Raw genomic sequence first — 17,365 nt, 5'->3', positions numbered from 1 at the left:
GAATGGACCCTCGTCGCCCTCGCCTACAACTGCCGTAGGCTGCATCGCCTGCGGCCAGCCGCCTGATCCACAATCCAACAAACCCGTCGCCAGCAAACCCAAACCCGACAGGCTGCTAGGGCAGCGGCGGTTCCTTCGGCCGCACGGGCCTCGGTGCCGGTCTCGCGCAGGGTCTTCTGCGGCACCTCGTCGCCGATCCTCCTCGCGCAGCCGGATGGAGGCGCGGCAAGCGGCGGCCAGGGCCTCTCCGCGCGGACGGGAAAGGCAGGGCAGGCGGTCGCCCCGGCACCTGTTGCGGGCCCTTGCCTCGCCGCGCTCGGCAGCGTTCCGGCGCTTGCGCCGGCGCCGTCACCACCGCTGGCCATGGCCGGGCGCCTGCAGCGCGTAGACATCGCCGCGGCGGTTGGCGAGGGTGGGCAGTTCCGCCCGCAGCCGGCGCTGCGCGTCGAAGTCCAGCTCGGCCACGGCAATGCCGGTGCCGTCCGGCCGGCAGGCCAGCACCGTACCCCAGGGATCGACGATCATGCTGTGGCCGAAGCATGCCTTGCCCGGCAGCGACTCCCCGACCTGCCCGGCGGCGATGACGAAGCACTGGTTCTCCACCGCGCGGGCGCGCAGCAGCAGCTCCCAATGGGCGCGGCCGGTGTGCAGGGTGAAGGCGGCAGGCACCAGCAGGATCTGCGCGCCGGCCAGGGCGTGCAGGCGGTACAGCTCCGGAAAGCGCAGGTCGTAGCAGATGGATAGGCCGACGGGGACGCCGTCGATCTCCGCCGTCACCACGCGATCGCCGCCGCCCACGGTGGCGGATTCCCGGTAGCTGGGCTGTCCGGTCAGGCCGATGTCGAACAGGTGCAGCTTGTCGTAGCGCGCGGCGATACGGCCCTGCCGGTCGAGCAGCAGGCTGGCATTGCGGCACCGACTGTCCGGCCCGCGCGCATGGACCGAGCCGGCGAGCACCCAGAGGCCGAGGGTCCGGGCCTTTGCCGCAAGGCTCTCGATAAAGGGGCCCGGGATGGGCTCCGCTGCGTGCAGCGCGCCGTCATCCGTGCCGAGATAGTCGAGGTATTCCGGCAGCACGGCCAGGTCGGCACCGGCCTCCGCCGCCTGGTCGAGCAGCGCCAGGGCTGTTGCGAGATTCGCCGCCTTGTCCTGTTGCGAATTCATCTGGCACGCCGCGATGCGCATGCTGTCGCCCCTTTTCCCATCATCCGCTTGTACGGACCGCACCCGCCGGGGTTCCGAGCACGCGCTGCGCCGGAGCTGCTGGCAGGTTGCCGCCCGACCACAGAATACTCGTAGAACAGCTTGGGCATCGCGTGTGTGCGGTACTGTACAAGCGCCTCACGATGTTTGGCAGATCTGTGGAATTCGACAGCCACATTGCCGCATGGAGACAAACCATTGATCCCGCCGTGACGTTGGCGTTGCCACTGCCGGCTTCCCCCGCATGTCTCCACCTGCGGATGGGGCGGGCAGCAACGCCAGAAGATGGGCAGCCCCTGCACATGGCTGGGCTGGGCACCCCAAGGAATCAGAAATGCTGTCACGCAATCCGCGCCTGCTGACGCCGGGACCGCTCGCCCTCGCGCCCGAGGTCAAGGCCTCCATGCAGAGCGATCTCGGTTCCCGCGACATGGCCTTCCGCGAGGTCACCCGCGATATCCGTCGCGCCATCCAGGATATCGCCAATGCCGGGCCGGACTACACGACGGTCCTCATGCAGGGCAGCGGCACCTTCGCCATCGAGGCGGTGCTGAGCACCCTGGTCAAGGACACCGACAAGGTCCTGGTCTGCTCGAACGGCGTCTATGGCGAGACGGCCGCCAAGATCATGCGGCGCCACCGGCTGCCGCATGTCGTGCTGGCCTACCCGATCGACGCGCCGGTTTCACTGAAGGCGGCGGAGGCGATGCTGCGGGAGGACCCGTCCATCACCCATCTCTACTTTGTCCATTGCGAGACGACCTCCGGCATCCTGAACCCGCTGGAGGAACTGCTGGCGCTGGCGCGGGCGCGTGGCGTGACCAGCATCGTCGATTCCATGAGCGCCTTCGGCGCGATCGAGGTGGATGCGCGCCGGCATCCCTTCGACATCCTGATCTCCTCCGGCAACAAGTGCCTGGAGGCGCCTCCCGGCATAGCCTTCGCCATCCTCCGCCGTGCCCTGCTGACGGCGCAGAGCGCGGTGCCGCGGACCTATACCCTCGACCTTTTCGACCAGTGGCGCAGCTTCGAGGAGAGCGGCGAGTGGCGCTCCACGCCGCCGACCCATGTGGCGCAGGCGCTGCGGGCAGGGCTGCGCTCGCTGGAGCAGGAAACCGTGGCGGGCCGCCACGCGCGCTATGCCGCGATCCGCGACCGGCTGGTCGCCGGCCTGCGGCCACTCGGCTTCGCCCCCATCCTGCCGCCCCAGCTGCAGTCGCCGATCTGCATTGCCTTCCGCAACGACGCGCTGGTGCCTGACGCGATCGCCTTCGCCGACTATTACGCGCATCTGCGCGCGGCACGGCTGCTGATCTATGCCCGCTTCCACGAGGCGAGCCGCAGCTTCCGCATCGGCTGCATCGGCCGCATCGAGCCCGGCTGGGTGGAGGCGACGCGTGCCTTCGCCCGGGCGCGCCGTCGCGCGGGCGCCGGCCCCGGCCCGGCCGAGCGCCGCGCAGCCATGCCGGAGCGCCTGTCGTGAGGGCGGGCGCCATACGTGCGGTGACGGCGGAGCAGACGCCGCCGGAGCCCGCCAACGATGCGCGGCCGGGTCCGGAAGGGCTCGCCCGCCTCATCGAGGCGGAGGGCGCCGACACCGTCCTGGTCTGCATGGCGGACATGCAGGGGCGGCTGGCCGGCAAGCGGCTGACCGCGCGGCACGTCCTGGAGGACCCGGGCGAGGACGTGCATGCCTGCGACTACCTGCTGGGCGTGGATGCGGAGATGGTGCCCATCCCCGGCCTGCAGGCCACGGGCTGGGACAGGGGCTTTGGCGACTTCTCCATCCGCCCCGATCCGGCGACCGCGCGGATGCTGCCCTGGCAGCCCGGCACGCTGCTGGTGCTGGGCGACACCGTGGACCAGGAGGGGCGGCTGGTGCCGCACGCCCCGCGCAGCATGCTGCGCCGGCAGGTCGAGCGGCTGGCCGCCGCCGGCCTTTCGGCCACCATGGCGTCGGAACTGGAGTTCACCGTCTTCGAGGGCGACTGGCGGTCCCTGCGCGCCAAGGGCTATCGCGGCTTGGCGGCAGATGGCTTCTATTCGGAAGACTATCAGGTCTTCCAGGGCACCGGGAAGGAAGGGCTGATGCGCGCCATCCGCACCGGGATGGAGGCGGCTGGCATCCCGATCGAGGCCTCCAAGGGCGAGGGCGGACCGGGCCAGGCGGAGATCACCCTTCAGTATGCGCCGGCGCTCGAGAGCGCCGACCGCCACGTGATCTACAAGACGGGCGTGAAGGAACTGGCCCAGGGAATGGGCAAGTCCGCCAGCTTCATGGCCAAGTGGCATGAGGCGCAGCCGGGCAGCAGCGGGCACATCCATGTCTCGCTGCGGACGCTGGACGGCGCGGCGGCGACGGCCGACCCGGCGGCGCCGCACGGGCTCTCCGCGCCCTTCGCGCATTTCCTCGCCGGGCAGATTGCGCTGCTGCGGGAGATGACGCTGTTCCTCGCGCCCTGCATCAACTCCTACAAGCGGTTCCAGTCCGGCTCCTTCGCGCCGACCAAGGCGGTCTGGAGCCGCGACAACCGCACCGCGGCCTTCCGCGTGCTGGGCAAGGGGCGCAGCCTGCGGGCGGAATGCCGCGTGCCGGGCGCCGACGTGAACCCCTATCTGGCCTATGCCGCGCTGATCGCCGCCGGGCTGCACGGGATGGAGCAGCGCCTGCCGCTCGACCCGCCGGCCGAGGGCAATGCCTACCTGGTCGAGGGCCTCCCCGAGATCCCGCATACGCTGCGCGAGGCGACCGCGGCGCTCGACGGCTCCACTGCGCTGCGCGCTGCCTTCGGCGATGCGGTCATCGACCACTATGTCCGCGCCGCGGCATGGGAACAGTCGGAGTTCGACCGCCGCGTCACCGACTGGGAGATCGCCCGCTACTTCGAGCGGGCCTGAGGCGGCCCGCAGGCCGGGGCGCGCGGCGCGGCAGCATCCGGCGGCGCGCATCGGGCCGGCCCGCCCAACTGACAGGATACCCATGGCAGACACCCAGAGCAGCGCCCCGATCCTGGAGGCGCTGGCGAATTATACGAGGCAGAGCAGTGTCTCCTTCGGCGTGCCCGGTCACAAATCCGGCCAGGGCGCGCCGCCGGACATCAAGCAGGTGATCGGCGAGGAGGCCTTCGACGCCGATGCGACGACGCAGAAGGGTATCGACGACCGCCGCGAGAAGAAGCGGACCATCCAGCGCGCCGAGCACCTGGCGGCAGAGGCCTGGGGTGCCGATGTCGCCTATCTCTCGACCAACGGCACCAGCCTCAGCAACCACGCCGCCTATCTGAGCGTCGCGGCGCCGGGCGATACCGTGCTGGTCGCGCGCAACTGCCACAAGTCGGTCACGGCCGGGCTGATCCTGGCGGGGCTGCGCCCGATCTTCCTCGAGCCCGACCATGACGAGGCCTGGGATATCGAGCACGGCATCCCGGTGGCGGAGCTGGAGCGCAAGCTGGCCGAGCACCCCGAGGCGAGGGGCGCTTTCATCGTCAGCCCGACCTATTTCGGCGTGGTCAGCAACATCGGTGCCCTGGCCGAGGCATGCCACCGCCATGGCAGGCCGCTGGTGGTGGACGAGGCCTGGGGGCCGCACATGGCCTTCCACCCGGACCTGCCGCTGCACGCGATCAAGGCCGGCGCCGACCTCTCGCTCGGCAGCATCCACAAGACCATGGCGGGGCTGCAGGGCGCCTCGATCATGCTGCTGAAGAGCGAACTGGTCTCGGCGGAGCGCTTCGCCCTGGCCTACGACCTGTTCGAGAGCACCAGCCCGCCGGTGCAGGTGCTGGCCTCCATCGACGCCACGCGGCGGCAATTCGCGCTGGAGGGGGAGGCGATCCTCGGCGGGTTGCTGGCCCGGGCGCGGCGGGCGCGCGCGGCGCTGGCGGAGATCCCCGGCATCCGCGTGCTGGGCAAGGAGGCGCTGGACGGCGATGCCCGCTTCGCACTCGACGAGACCAAGGTCGCGCTCGACATCTCCGGCCTCGGTGTCACCGGCTATGCGGCCGAGGATTGGCTGACCGAGAATGGCCAGATCTCCATGGGCCTCAGCGACGACGTCCACCTGCTGGCCTGCTTCACCCTGGGCAATATCGATGCCGAGGCGGATGCGCTGGTCGGCGCCATCCGGGCACTCGCCGATTGGGCCGGCACGCAGAAGGGCAAGGGCCGGCCGCCGGGCATGCCGCGGCGGCGCGACCTGCCGACCACCATGGCCATGACGCCGGCCGAGGCGTTCTTCGGCCGTACCGAGGCCGTGCCGCTGGAGCGGGCCGCCGGCCGCGTCGCCGCCGAGATGGTCGCGCCCTATCCGCCCGGCATCCCGCGCCTGGTGCCCGGCCAGCGTATCGAGGCGGTGCATGTCGCCTTCCTCCGCCTCGGCCTGGAGGCCGGCTTCTTCCCGGCGGGCCTGCGGGACCCGGACATGCAGTCCCTGCGCGTCGTCGCATGACGGAGCTCCAAGCCTGGGTCGCGGCGGCGGAGGCGGCGGCCGACGTGGCCGGTGCCGTCATCCGCCCCTTCTTCCGCGCATCGCTGGACGCCACGCAGAAGGAGGACCGCAGCCCCGTCACCATCGCCGACCGAACGGCCGAGCAGGCGATGCGCGCGGTGCTGGCGGAGCGCTTCCCCGGGCACGGCATCCTCGGCGAGGAATTCGGGCTCGACCGGCCGGAGGCGGCGCTGCGCTGGGTGCTGGACCCGATCGACGGCACCCGCGCCTTCATCACCGGCCGCCCGGTCTTCGGCACGCTGGTTGCGCTGCTGCGCGACGGCGTGCCGGTGCTCGGCGTCATCGACCAGCCCATCACCGGGGAGCGCTGGGTGGGCGTGCTGGGTGAGTCCACGCGCTTCCGCGGCCCCTTCGGTGGGCGGCCGGGTTGCCGCCCCTGCCCGGCGCTAGCGCAGGCCGAGCTTTCCTGCACCAGCCCGGCGATGCTGGACGCCGAGGAGACGCCGCGCTGGCAGCGCCTGGCCGGCGCGGTCCGCCGCGTCTCCTGGGGCGGGGATTGCTACGCCTATGGCCTGCTCGCGCTCGGGCAGCTCGACCTGGTCGCGGAATCCGAGATGAAGCCTTGGGACTGGGCGGCGCTGGTGCCGGTGGTCGAGGGTGCGGGCGGCCGCGTGACGGATTGGGATGGTGAGCCCCTGCGGGCCGGCTCCGGCCCGCGGGTCCTCGCCGTCGGCGATAGATCCCTGCTGCCCAAGGCGATCGCGCTGTTGGCAGTGCCGAGGCGCTGAGAGGGCCACTGGCGGGTCCCGGTGTGGCCCGCCAGGCACAGCGCGAGCGGCTGGCGCAGAATACAATCACACAATATTGAGTTAGCGACCGCGCTCATGCTTCACCCGGCCTGGCCCGGCCGGCTCCTCGGCCATGGCCCTGCCCCAGGCCCGCTTGCGCATGAACGCGACAGAGACCTACCTGCCTGCCATCCCCAGCCGGGGGGCGGCGCGGTGACCCCATTCCTCGCCGAGACCTTCGGTTATGTGGGCAGTCTGGCCTGCTGCCTATGGTCCTTTGCGCGCACGCGCCGCAGCATGCTCCTGGTGCAGATGATCGGATCGGCCTGCTTCCTCCTGCACTGGGTGCTGCAGGGGCAGGGGACCGCCGCGACCATGACGGGGCTTCTGCTCTGCATCGCAGCGCTGTCGCTGTTCCTGGAGGGGCCGCCGGACTCTGCGCGGCTGGGTCTCATTCAACGGCTCTATGTGGCCGCGCTGATCCCGGTCGTCCTGCTGACAGCCGCGACGTGGTCCGGCGCCGCATCCTTCTTCGCAGCCATCGGCACGGCCCTTGGCTGCTACGGGCGCTGGCAGACCGACCCGGGCCGCCACCGGGCCATCCTGCTCGCCTCATCCATGCCATGGTTGCTGCACAGCATCCTGGTCGGCTCGGTTCCAGGGGTCTGCACCGACCTGTTCGGCCTCGGGCGCGGTACCTGGCTCAAGTGGCAACAGCGGCGGAGGGATGCGGGGCGGCTTGGCGTGGGAACTGGCTTCAGAGGCATGGCCGCCCCGGCGGACGTGACCTGACGTGATGGCGCCGGGCTGCGGACTCGCAGCTTCGGGCTCGGGCCACAGCGGTGGCGCCCTCGGGCCGGCGCAGCATGGCGAGCACCTGCTGCTGCTTTGCGCCCTCGCGCGGCTTGCGCAGGCTGGCGGTGCAATGTCTGCCGACGCGGTGCCCATCGCGAGCAGCCCGGCCCCGGTGGCCCGAACCGCCGTCCAGGCACCCTCCGCCTTGCGTCAACCGCGGCCGATCTCCTCCATCGGCGCCTCACCTTCTTCGACGTCGTCCTGCTTGAACAGGATGTTCGGCACTGCCCAGGCAGCGGTGGTGCAGTGTGCCGGGCGGCGTGGCCAAGCGAAGCGGATGTTGCGCGGCCTCGGCGAGGATGCGGCAGGGGGCGCCGGGGTGAAGCCCTTCCGGCAGGCCCATGGCAGCTTGTGCGGAGTGACCCGGGTCACCTCGCCGCCGCTCCGATCCGACGCACCACGGCGCCATACATCTCCCGCTCCCGGTGAATGCGACTGGCGAAGGCCTCCCCAGCCTCGAACCTTGGAGTCAGGCCCATCGGCGCCATCGCCAGTGCCGCCTCGGGGATCGCCAGCACGGTTTCCAGCGCCGCGGTCAGCCGGTCGAGGATCGCCCCCGGCAGGCCCGCCGGGCCGGCGATGCCGAACCAGGGCAAGGCCTCCGCCTGCCGGAGGCCAAGCTCCCGGAGCGCTGGTATGGTGGGCAGCTGCGGATTGCGCGTCTCGGCGATGGTGGCGATGGCGACCAACCGGCCCTCCTGGATCGCCGGGAGCGCCACCGGGTCGAAGAGCAATTGCACCCGCCCGGCAAGCAGATCGGTCAGCGACGGCGCCGAGCCGCGATAGGGCACATGCTCCAGGCGGATGCCGGTGGCCGCAGCGAACATCTCCCCGGAGAGCTGGGTGATGGTGCCGTTGCCGGCCGAGCCGAAGCGGAGCTGTCCGGGGTGGGCCTTCGCATAGGCAGCCAGCCCGGCAACGTCGCGGAAAGGCAGGGACGGGTGCGCGGCAATGACGCCATAGGCGACCGTACTCATCGACACCGGCGTGAAGGCCGTGGCCGGGTCGTACGGCAAGCTCATGATATGCGGGCTGATGGTCATGACCGCCGTGGGAAAAGCCAGGAAGGTGTAGCCGTCAGGCCGTGCCCGGGCGACCGCCTCTGCCCCGATGCTCCCACCGGCACCAGCGCGGTTCTCAATCACGATGGGCTGGCCGAGGATCTCCCCCAGCTTCGGCGCCACCGGGCGCGCCGCCAGGTCCGTGGTGCCGCCGGGTGGATAGGGGACAATCATTGTGATCGGGCGTGCCGGCCAGTCCTGCTGCGCGCGGGTGAGCCGTGGGACAGCCAGCGCCGGTGCGGCCGCCAGGGCCACCAAGCCCCGCCGCCCAACCTGCAGGCGTGTCATGCTTGCCTCCCTGTCTTCTTGTTTGCAGCCGATAGCCTAGCGCGACCCTGCGCCTCGACGGCAGACGCTTTCCGGACCGAGGCATTGCCCGGCACCACACTCGGAGTTGTTCAGCGGGGCGGCGGCCGCGGGTCGATGGGCGCCGGCAAGCTCCGATGGCGTTCCGCGCGACCTCCCGGCACGGTCTTCACCTCGCCATCGAAAAGCAAAGGCCGGCGCAAGCACGCCCCCGCGGAACCACCACGCTCCTGGCGGTTAGGAGCCTTGTTGGCGGCGGCAGCCGTGGCAAACGCGCAAAGGGAGAAATCGGGATGGGCTTCATCGCTTGGATCGTGCTTGGCCTCATCGCCGGCTGGATCGCCAGCAAGATCATGCACGGCGAGGGCTCGGGCCTGATGATGAACCTGGTACTCGGCGTGGTCGGAGCCTTCGTCGGTGGCCTCCTGATGAGCGTCATCGGTGGCGTCGGGGTCACCGGCTTCAATCTCTGGAGCCTGCTGGTGGCGGTGCTCGGGGCCGTCGTCGTGCTCTGGCTCTACAACGCCTTCTCGTCGCGCCGGCGCGCGTCCTGAACCGGCCCTGGCCAATCGCGCGCGGGACGCGCTGCGCGGCACCGGCGGCGATCTCCAGGCGATGACCACCGAGCAGCGCAGTGCGGAGATCACCTCCCTGCTCGGACGCCGCATCGCGCCTGGCGGCTTCGTCGGCGAGGAGCGCGCCCGGCTGGATGCGCGGGTCGCGGCCAAGTCCGGCATCCCGCCGGAGGAAGCCTCACGCCGTGTCCTGGCGATGGAGGCCGCGGCGCAGCGCACCGCGGCGGCGGCCGCCACCCGCGCCCGCGAGGCTACCGACGCCACGGCGCGCGCCACCTCGGTCGGCGCCTTCGGCACCGTCGCGGCGCTGCTGCTCGGGGCCATCGCAGCGGTGCTCGGTGCCCGCCGCGGCACCCGCGACCGCATCGCCCTGCTGACGCCCGGTCACGTCCGGCGCCCGGCCTGACCCCCGCGCGGCCGTGGCTTCCTTCGCGGGGGCCATGGCGGTGCAGCCTGCAAGCCCGTGAACCGGAGCAAGGAGAATGACCGATGAACCCCAATGATGCGGATGCGGCCCTGGTCGCGCGGCTGGCGCCCCGGATGCGGGCCCTGCACGAGGCGAATGGCGGCGACTGGGCGGGCACGGTGCGGGATGCCCTGGCCCTGGTGCGGGAGACCCACCGGGTCGAACCGCAGGACGGATCCGGTGCCGGCCAGCCCGACACCCCCGACACCCCGCGCGAGGACGATTGAGCCGGGCGGCCGAACCCGATAGCGCCTCCGCCCGCTGCCGCCATGTCCTGCCGATGCCCGGCGGGCAGGGATGTGGACGAGCCGCTGCTGGACCGGGATGACCTCCGCTTCTTCCTGGGCATCGCCCGGACCGGCAGCCTTTCCGCCGCGGCCCGGGAGTTGTGCGTGACCCAATCCACCGTCAGCCGCCACCTCGCCTCGCTGGAGAGACGGCCCCGGCACCCGGCTGCTCCATCGCGTGCCGGAGGGCTATGTCCCGAGGCTGGCGGGCGGGGCGGAGGCGCTCGCGGCGGAGCGGACGGTCGGCGGCCGCAATGCACTGCTGGAAGGGGCGGTGCGGGTGACGGCGGTCGAGACGCTCGCCAGCCGCCTCCTCCTGCCCGCCTTCCGTGCGCTGCAGCTCGGCAATCCGGAGATCGGCATCGAGCTGCCGGCTTATGGGCGGCATGCGAGCCTCGCCATGCGGGAGGCGGATATCGCGGTGCGCCTCACGCGTTTCCAGCAGCATGATCTCGGCGCGCGGCGGATCGGCACCATGACGCATGGGCTCTGCGCCAGCCCTGCCTATCTGGAGCGCCATGGCGCGCCGGCATGTCGTGGATCTCGGTGAACTGGCGGAAGCGGCGTCCCGCCACGGTCCGGGATCAGGGGGACAGCGGAGAATTCGTGCAGGCATTCCGTCGCGCCTGGGAGCCAGGAGGCGCAACATCGGTCCCCTCACCTCCGCCGGGGCGGCTCGATGCACTCGCGCCCCGCACCGGCATCATACCCGGTACCCCCCGACGCCGAACGGCACGGCATGAAACCGGGCGCTGCTACAACGCGAGCGCCTTCGCCTCCCAGCCGCCACGGGCGAAGTCGATGACCTTGATGTCGCCACTGCTGGCCCAGAGGATACTCAGCACCTTCGTGCCGGCATGCCAGACATGAAGGCCATAGGGCAGGTCGGGCGCGGTGTGCTGATGCTGCAGGGCGTGCCGGTACCCCGGGGAGGAGGCCTCCCCGGGTGACAGGTCGTTGAACGGCGTCCAGTGCTCGATCACCCATTCATCGGCCCTGAATACAATCAGCCGGACGGCATCGCGTTGCACCTCAAGGGTCCCGCACCTCCGGACCAGCGGCAGGAGATGGTCGCGGATCGCCCCGGCCTGATCATCGCCGGACGATACGAGTCTCAGGGTCATGCATTCCTCCGCGACACGGTCTCGCCGCATCCAACGCGCTGGCGGCGTCCCTGCTTCCGCCACGCCGTGAGCGGCGTTCGCTTCCCTCTGCGATCAGTCCGGGAGGCGCCAGTCCACCCGCGTGATCGCGCCGGCATCGCCTGCTGGACCACAACACCGCCCAGGTGATGGCCCGGACCATCCCACCTTCCGCCACCTTCGGCCCCCGCCCAGGGGCGCCCCCGGTTCGGATCACAAGCGACGAGTTGCTGCATGGCGAGCGGTGCGGCCGCCATGGCGGGATCGCCGCGGCACACGGGGAACGGATGGGCGGCGCGGAAAGTGAGGGGATCCTGCAACGCCGCCGCCTTGCCCTTGCCCGGCGAATCAGGATCCCACCTCCGCGGACCGCTTGAATGCTCCAGCCGGCCTCCCATTTACCATCCAAGCGGATGGCGGATGGATGGCATAGAGATGGCGAACACTGTACATGAGCTGCGGCCCAAGGCCGGCGGCGATACCGAAAAGATCACCATCAACCTTGGCTATGTCGACCTCGGCCATATCGACCTGCTGGTGCAGGACGGCTTCTATTCCAATCGTACCGACTTCATCCGCACCGCCATCCGCAACCAGATCGAACGGCATGCCGACGCGGCCAGACAGTCGGTCGTTCGGAAAAACCTGGACCTCGGCCTGCGGCACTACAGCCGCCAGGATCTCGAGGCGGCGCAGGCGGCCGGGCAGATGCTCCACATCCGGGTACTGGGCCTTGCCAGCATCGCGGCGGACGTCACGCCTGAACTCGCCCGGGCGACGATCGCCTCGATCTCCGTCCTGGGCGCGCTCCAGGCCAGCGCCGCGGTGAAGGCCGCCCTGGCCGACCGCAGCCGCTAACCATCCCGGGACGCACTGCACCCGGCTGACGGCCGCCCCGGATCGGGACGGCGGCCGACCATCTCCACCACCCGCATTCCACGACGGAGTGCAGAGCGGGCCTCCCGGCGGGGAAGGCTGGCCTGTTTCCGCGCATTGAAAGCACCAGACATGAACGCGATGCTTCCGAAGGACATGCTTGAGGCGACCCGCCTCACCCGCGAAGGCCGGATCGCCGAGGCTTCCGCGCTGCTGCAGCGCCTCCTGCAAGGCGATGCGGCGGCCGGTCCCGCAGCGGCCACGCCCCATGGCACCGCCGGCACCCCGGCCGGGCGGCTGCCGCGCATCATCGACGTGAACCCCGAGACCGGTGACGTGTCGGCTCCTGCGCCGGCCCCGGCTGCCGGCCCGTGGTCGGCTGCCGGCAAGGGCAGGACCGCCCTGCCGCAGATGCCGGAGGCATTGCGCGGCTTCCTCGACCAGATGAACCAGGGCGGCCTTGGGCAGGGGCTGGACGGCCTGGCGCGGCACGCGCCGGCGGCTGCGCCCGGGCCGATGCCCGAGGGGGCACGCTTCGTGGCTGGGTCCTTCGGCGCCGAAGCCGGGAGCCGCGCCTACAAGCTATACATCCCCGGCAGCCATCGCGGCGGGCAGGCCCCGCTGGTCGTCATGCTGCACGGCTGCACCCAGTCGCCCGACGATTTCGCTGCCGGGACACGCATGAACCTGCTCGCCGAGGAGCATGGCCTGCTCGTCCTCTACCCGGCGCAGCCGAGTTCCGCCAACGCCCAGAAATGCTGGAACTGGTTCAGCCCGGGCGACCAGCGGCGCGACCAGGGGGAGCCCTCGCTGATCGCGGGCATGACCCGGCAGATCATGCGCGAGCATGCGGTCGACCCGCGGCGCATCTACGTGGCCGGGCTGTCGGCCGGCGGGGCCGCCGCCGCCATCCTGGGGCAGGCCTATCCCGATCTCTATGCCGCGGTCGGGGTGCATTCCGGCCTGGCCTGCGGCGCGGCCCGCGACCTTCCCTCTGCCTTCGCCGCCATGCGGCAGGGCGCGCCCGGCACACCTCTCCGGACCGGTGATGCGCAGCAGGTGATCCCGACCATCGTGTTCCACGCCGACCGGGACACCACCGTGCACCCCCGCAACGGCGACCAGGTCATCACGCAGTCGGGCGCCGCTGCGGCCATCGGGCTCCGGACCGAGATGCAGCGCGGCCGGGTGGCGGGCGGGCATGCCTACAGCCGCACCCTCCATGCCGATGCCGAAGGCCGGACCGTGCTCGAGCAGTGGCTCATCCACGGTGGTGGCCATGCCTGGGCCGGCGGCAGCCCCGCCGGTTCCTACACCGACCCGCGCGGGCCCGACGCCTCGCGCGAGATGCTCCGCTTCTTCCTCGAGCACAGGCAAGGCGCCGCCACCCCATGACCAGGGCTGCGGTCCGGCCACGCAGCCGGCCCGCGCCAGGGCGTTGACGCCCGCGACGCGGGGCGATGGCGCTAACGACGATGGCAGGCCGGCCCCATGGGGCCGGCCTGGGCCACGCCGATGATCGGGGCGTGCGCGCCTCAGCCCCTCGCGGGGTCTCCGACCAGGCTCCCGATCAGGCGCAGCAGGGCCTGGTGCTCGGGCCCCTGCCCGCCCCGGGCCAGGAATTCGCCGATCTCGAACTCCGCTTTTCGCCCGCCCGATGCGGCATTGGGCTCGTGCCGCACGAATACCCGCCCGGAGCCGGGATCACGCGCGAGGAACCACCGATCGCCGTTGGAACTCGCATAGAGTTCCCGGACCTGGCGCATGTCCGCTCCCGCCAAGGCGGGGCGATCCGGGCTGTCATTCTCCATCGTCTTGGATCCTGTCCTGTTGTCGCCTAGGGTGGGCCTGCCGGGGTGCAGGCTCCCTCCCGGGCCGCAGGGTGCGCGTCGCATCGGCAGGCGCCGGGTCACGGCAAGACGGATCGATATCCCGCAATGCACCCAAGCCGATGGCAGCGCGTTGACCTCTGGTAGGGCGCCTCGGCCCAGGGTGCCCTGCAAGCGGGTCGTCCGGCTCCTTCCGGGCGTCGGGCGACCCACCCAGATCAGCCGCGCCGCGATGCACCAGGCCGGTGACGGTTCGACCTTCGCCCGGCGACCAGGAACGCCAACGCCGCCTCGGCGGGTTCGGCGTTAGAACCTGCTCGCCATCCGCTCCGCTCACGTGAGACACGACATGGAACTGACCCAGGATCAAGTAGAGGCCGCGAAGGCCAGCGGCTGCGCCTTCTTTCCCGCCACCGAAGGCCAGGTTGCCCGCTTCGCGATGCAGCGCCGCATCTTCACCATCGCCGGGAAGCCGTTCGTGGCAACCCGCGACGGGGGCGGCTTCCACGAGACCCACGCCACGCTCGCGCTGCTGCTGGAGGCCCACGGGCGGGGCACGGCGTCCGAGGCAGGGGAGACGGTGCAGCAAGCCGCGGCGGCCGATGCGGCCTCCGAGCAGGAGATGGCCGGGGAGCGCGGCGCCGGAGGCGCGCAGGAGGTCCGGCGCCGCCCGGCCACGACGCGGCCGAAGGGGCCTTGGCGGGGCAAGCCGCGCGGCGTGTGAGGCATCGGGCGCGGGACGAGCGCCCACCGGCGCCGTGACCTCGACAACCGGGACATGACACGGCGTACCGGCCCGCCTCACGGCGCATCCACCCCGCAGGGGATGAGGAGCCTTACCGTGGTGCCGCATGCGGGCCGGGTATCGATCGAGAGCCTGCCCCCCGCCTGCTCTGCGAAGCTCAGGGCCAGGAACAGGCCCATCCCCCCGGATGTGCGGGCGTTCTTGGTCGTGAAGAAGGCTTCGGTGGCACGCCCGACGACCTCCGGCGGCATGCCGCAGCCGGTATCCGACACCGCGACCTGGACCATGGCCGTGGCGCCGGGAGTACCGATCACCGAGGTCGAGACCGTCACCGCTCCGCCCCCGGGCATCGCCTCGGCGGCATTGCGAACGAGGCTGAGCAGGACGCGCTCCAACTGCCCGTGATCGAGCCTGGCGACGACCGGGAGAGCCGCGAGTTCCAGCCGGAGCCGCACCTCGGGACCAATCACCTGCGCCATCCTGCCCTGCAGCGCCTGGACGGTGAGGTTCAGGTCAACCGGTTCACCCGCCGCAACCTGCTGCCGGGCCAGGCCAAGCAGGTGGGAGGCCTGTTCACCCGCCCGCTGTGCAGCCCAGGCGGCCCGCTCCAGACGCTGGCGCTGGCGTGGGTCAACGGCCTGCTTCACCGCCTGCGCGATGCTGCCGACGACGATGGTCATGAGATTGTTGAACTCGTGCGCGACGCCCGTGCACAGCGCACCGATGCTGTCGATGTGCCTGGCCTGGAGGCGTTCGGCTTCCCGCCGCCTGCTGATGTCGATCTGGCTGCCGAAGAAGTAGCGCAGGGCGCCCTGCGCGTCGAAGACCGGGCTGATATGGACGGTGAGCCAGACTCCCCGCCCATCCTTGCGGTAGTTGTAGATCTCCTCCTCGGCGTGCCGGCGCCCGGCCAGGGCCTCGGCGATCCGCCACACCGTCGCCGGGTCGGTGTCGGGGCCCTGCAGGAAGCGGCAATTGCGCCCCAGGATCTCCGCCCGGTCATAGCCCGTCATCGCACAGAAGGCATCGTTGCAGTAGACGATGGGACAGTCGGGAAGGTTGGGGTCCGCCAGCACCATCGGCGTGCGCGTCATCTGCACGGCGGCCCGGAAGGCCGCCGGGTCGATGGCGCCCTGGCTCAGGATGGCGTCCTCCCGCCATCCGCAGGTCCTGGTTCCGCCTCGACCATGCTCACTGCCTGAAGCACTGTGCCTCGCTCCCGCCATTGGCGACCTTGCATCGCCCCTGACTGGAGGCTGCCCCGCCCGGCCATGAGGGGGCGCTTGCATGGCAACGCCGAGGTCGGCCGGACTTTCCGCGCGAAGCACAGCAAGAACCTGAAAGGCACCGCCCGGCCGGCGGCGTGTCACCCGGCCGGCGGGCCGCTGCCGGCTCGCCTCGCAGCGGGAGCGACGGCCGCGCGCACGGGGCTCGCCAGCAGCTTGTCGATCCGCCGGCCGTCGAGGTCCACCACCTCGAACCGCCAGCCCTGCGCCTCCATCGCCTCACCGACCGGCGGCAGGCGGCCTGCCAGGGCCAGCACGAAGCCGGCGGCGGTGTGATAGCCGCGCTCCTTCGGCAGGGCGATGCCGATCAGCTCGGCCATCTCGTCCGCCGGCATCCACCCGGCCAGGAGCCAGGAGCCGTCCTTGCGCCGCACGGCCGCCGGCTCCCCGTCCGGCTCCGTATCCGAACGGAGGGCGCCGATGATCGCCTCGGTCAGGTCGGTCGGAGTCACGATGCCCTCGAAATGGCCATGCTCGTCGTGCACCAGCGCCATCGGCACCTCGGCTGCCCGCAGCGTGGCGAGCACGTCGAGCGCGTCCGCCGTGTCGGGCACCACCGGCGCCCGGCGCGTCGCGGCCCGGAGGTCGAGCCGCCGCCCGGCCAGCAGCGCCGCGAGCAGCTCGCGCGACTGCACGACGCCGAGCATGACCTCGGTCGATCCCGCGCCGACCGGCAGCCGGGAATGCGCGGTCCGCATCAGCACGGCGCGCATCGCCTGCTCGTCGGCGTCAGCATCCAGCCAGTCCACTTCGCGGCGCGGTGTCATCACGCCGCGCACCGGCCGGTTGCCCAGCCTGAGGACGCCCGCGATCATGCGCCGCTCGGCGGTCTCGATCGTCCCGGCCCGCTCGGCCTCGGCGACGAGCGCCCGCAGGTCGTCCTCGGTGACCCTCTCCTCCGGGGCCTCGGCGCGGCCGAGAAGGCGGAAGACCAGGTCGGTCGAGGCATCGAGCAGCCAGCCCGCCGGCGCGGCGATGCGCGAAATGATGGTCATGGCCGGGGCGACGGCGCAGGCCAGCGCCTCGGCATGGCGGAGCGCCAGGCGCTTGGGCGCCAGCTCCCCCACCACGATCGAGAGATAGGTGACGAAGGCGACGACGAGGCCGAAGCCGAGCGGCTCCGCCACCGTCATGGGCAGGCCGAGGCCTGTCAGCCAGGCGCCGAGGCGGCCGCCGAGCGCAGCGCCGGAGAAGGCGCCGGCGAGGATGCCGACCAGCGTGATGCCGATCTGGACGGTGGAGAGGAAGCGCCCGGGCTCCTCGGCCAGAGCCAGGGCGGCGCTGGCCCCGGGGCGCCCCGCCTCGGCCATGGCGCGCAGCCGGCTGCGGCGGGCGGAGACGACCGCGAGTTCCGACAACGCGAAGACGCCGTTCAGCAGCACCAGGAGCAGAACGAGGGCGAGATCGAGCATTGGGCCTCCGGGAGTGGCGCGCCGCGACGGGCCGCGGCCGGCATATGCGGCGCAGCGGTCCCGATGGAAGATCGCGCGCCCGCGCTG

The 17,365-nt window shown here is 71.6% G+C and carries 18 protein-coding genes and 1 pseudogene; 13 read left to right on the top strand and 6 right to left on the bottom strand.

The window, feature by feature from the left end:
* Positions 1-348 precede the first annotated feature (348 nt).
* Entirely contained in the window at positions 349-1,185 is an 837-nt protein-coding gene (locus LHA35_RS17925; protein WP_226610529.1) for a carbon-nitrogen hydrolase family protein, read from the bottom strand.
* 352 nt (positions 1,186-1,537) lie between these two features.
* Here LHA35_RS17925 and LHA35_RS17920 point away from each other — a divergent pair, with 352 nt between their 5' ends.
* From LHA35_RS17920 to LHA35_RS17900, 5 genes are all read left to right on the top strand, one after another.
* On the top strand, positions 1,538-2,686 hold the full coding sequence (locus LHA35_RS17920; RefSeq protein ID WP_226610527.1) for a 2-aminoethylphosphonate--pyruvate transaminase: 1,149 nt from the start codon (positions 1,538-1,540) through the stop codon (positions 2,684-2,686).
* Positions 2,683-4,101, top strand: coding sequence for a glutamine synthetase family protein (locus tag LHA35_RS17915; RefSeq protein ID WP_226610525.1), 1,419 nt, complete (start codon positions 2,683-2,685; stop codon positions 4,099-4,101). The genes LHA35_RS17920 and LHA35_RS17915 overlap by 4 nt, the downstream gene beginning before the upstream one ends.
* An 82-nt stretch (positions 4,102-4,183) precedes the next feature.
* A complete protein-coding gene (locus tag LHA35_RS17910) occupies positions 4,184-5,650 on the top strand; it encodes an aminotransferase class I/II-fold pyridoxal phosphate-dependent enzyme (RefSeq protein WP_226610523.1) in 1,467 nt (488 codons plus the stop codon).
* Positions 5,647-6,438, top strand: a complete 792-nt coding sequence (hisN, locus tag LHA35_RS17905) for a histidinol-phosphatase (protein WP_226610521.1) — start codon at positions 5,647-5,649, stop codon at positions 6,436-6,438. The genes LHA35_RS17910 and hisN overlap by 4 nt, the downstream gene beginning before the upstream one ends.
* A 213-nt stretch (positions 6,439-6,651) precedes the next feature.
* Positions 6,652-7,230: a YgjV family protein gene (locus LHA35_RS17900; protein WP_226610518.1), complete on the top strand. Its 579-nt coding sequence runs from the start codon at positions 6,652-6,654 to the stop codon at positions 7,228-7,230.
* A 431-nt stretch (positions 7,231-7,661) separates the two neighbouring features.
* Here LHA35_RS17900 and LHA35_RS17895 read toward each other — a convergent pair whose 3' ends face one another.
* Positions 7,662-8,642, bottom strand: a complete 981-nt coding sequence (locus LHA35_RS17895) for a Bug family tripartite tricarboxylate transporter substrate binding protein (RefSeq protein ID WP_226610516.1) — start codon at positions 8,640-8,642, stop codon at positions 7,662-7,664.
* A 311-nt stretch (positions 8,643-8,953) separates the two neighbouring features.
* Between LHA35_RS17895 and LHA35_RS17890 the strand changes: the two genes are divergently transcribed.
* The 5 genes and pseudogenes from LHA35_RS17890 to LHA35_RS17870 all read left to right on the top strand — a co-directional run bounded on the left by LHA35_RS17890 (position 8,954) and on the right by LHA35_RS17870 (position 10,538).
* Positions 8,954-9,214 (top strand): GlsB/YeaQ/YmgE family stress response membrane protein, encoded by a 261-nt coding sequence (locus tag LHA35_RS17890; RefSeq protein WP_226610514.1) that lies wholly within the window; start codon positions 8,954-8,956, stop codon positions 9,212-9,214.
* A 61-nt stretch (positions 9,215-9,275) separates the two neighbouring features.
* On the top strand, positions 9,276-9,641 hold the full coding sequence (locus tag LHA35_RS17885) for a hypothetical protein (protein ID WP_226610513.1): 366 nt from the start codon (positions 9,276-9,278) through the stop codon (positions 9,639-9,641).
* An 83-nt stretch (positions 9,642-9,724) separates the two neighbouring features.
* Positions 9,725-9,928 carry a hypothetical protein gene (locus LHA35_RS17880; RefSeq protein ID WP_226610511.1) on the top strand — a complete coding sequence of 68 codons (204 nt, stop codon included), beginning with the start codon at positions 9,725-9,727 and terminating at the stop codon, positions 9,926-9,928.
* A gap of 42 nt (positions 9,929-9,970) precedes the next feature.
* Positions 9,971-10,129: pseudogene (locus tag LHA35_RS29070) on the top strand (helix-turn-helix domain-containing protein); the annotation flags it as partial.
* A 37-nt stretch (positions 10,130-10,166) separates the two neighbouring features.
* Positions 10,167-10,538: a LysR substrate-binding domain-containing protein gene (locus LHA35_RS17870; RefSeq protein ID WP_226610509.1), complete on the top strand. Its 372-nt coding sequence runs from the start codon at positions 10,167-10,169 to the stop codon at positions 10,536-10,538.
* 205 nt (positions 10,539-10,743) lie between these two features.
* Here the strand turns inward: LHA35_RS17870 and LHA35_RS17865 are convergent, their stop codons facing one another.
* Complete coding sequence (locus LHA35_RS17865) at positions 10,744-11,112, bottom strand: hypothetical protein (RefSeq protein WP_226610507.1); 369 nt, start codon at positions 11,110-11,112, stop codon at positions 10,744-10,746.
* Between the two features lie 438 nt (positions 11,113-11,550).
* Between LHA35_RS17865 and LHA35_RS17860 the strand changes: the two genes are divergently transcribed.
* Positions 11,551-11,988, top strand: a complete 438-nt coding sequence (locus LHA35_RS17860) for a CopG family transcriptional regulator (RefSeq protein ID WP_456316085.1) — start codon at positions 11,551-11,553, stop codon at positions 11,986-11,988.
* A gap of 150 nt (positions 11,989-12,138) precedes the next feature.
* Positions 12,139-13,401, top strand: a complete 1,263-nt coding sequence (locus LHA35_RS17855) for an extracellular catalytic domain type 1 short-chain-length polyhydroxyalkanoate depolymerase (RefSeq protein ID WP_226610505.1) — start codon at positions 12,139-12,141, stop codon at positions 13,399-13,401.
* A gap of 140 nt (positions 13,402-13,541) precedes the next feature.
* Here the strand turns inward: LHA35_RS17855 and LHA35_RS17850 are convergent, their stop codons facing one another.
* Entirely contained in the window at positions 13,542-13,817 is a 276-nt protein-coding gene (locus LHA35_RS17850) for a hypothetical protein (RefSeq protein ID WP_226610503.1), read from the bottom strand.
* A 367-nt stretch (positions 13,818-14,184) separates the two neighbouring features.
* Between LHA35_RS17850 and LHA35_RS17845 the strand changes: the two genes are divergently transcribed.
* Entirely contained in the window at positions 14,185-14,559 is a 375-nt protein-coding gene (locus LHA35_RS17845) for a hypothetical protein (protein ID WP_226610501.1), read from the top strand.
* Positions 14,560-14,636: 77 nt separating this feature from the next.
* On the opposite strand, the gene LHA35_RS17840 is transcribed toward LHA35_RS17845, so the two are convergent.
* A complete protein-coding gene (locus LHA35_RS17840) occupies positions 14,637-15,806 on the bottom strand; it encodes a PAS domain-containing protein (RefSeq protein ID WP_226610500.1) in 1,170 nt (389 codons plus the stop codon).
* 140 nt (positions 15,807-15,946) lie between these two features.
* A complete protein-coding gene (locus LHA35_RS17835) occupies positions 15,947-17,278 on the bottom strand; it encodes a hemolysin family protein (RefSeq protein WP_226610498.1) in 1,332 nt (443 codons plus the stop codon).
* Positions 17,279-17,365: the final 87 nt, after the last annotated feature.

The sequence above is a fragment of the Roseicella aerolata genome (genome assembly GCF_020523605.1).
Lineage (GTDB): Bacteria > Pseudomonadota > Alphaproteobacteria > Acetobacterales > Acetobacteraceae > Paracraurococcus > Paracraurococcus aerolatus.
The sequence above is the reverse complement of the archived record's forward strand: the minus strand, read 5'-3'. Positions and strand labels throughout refer to the sequence as shown.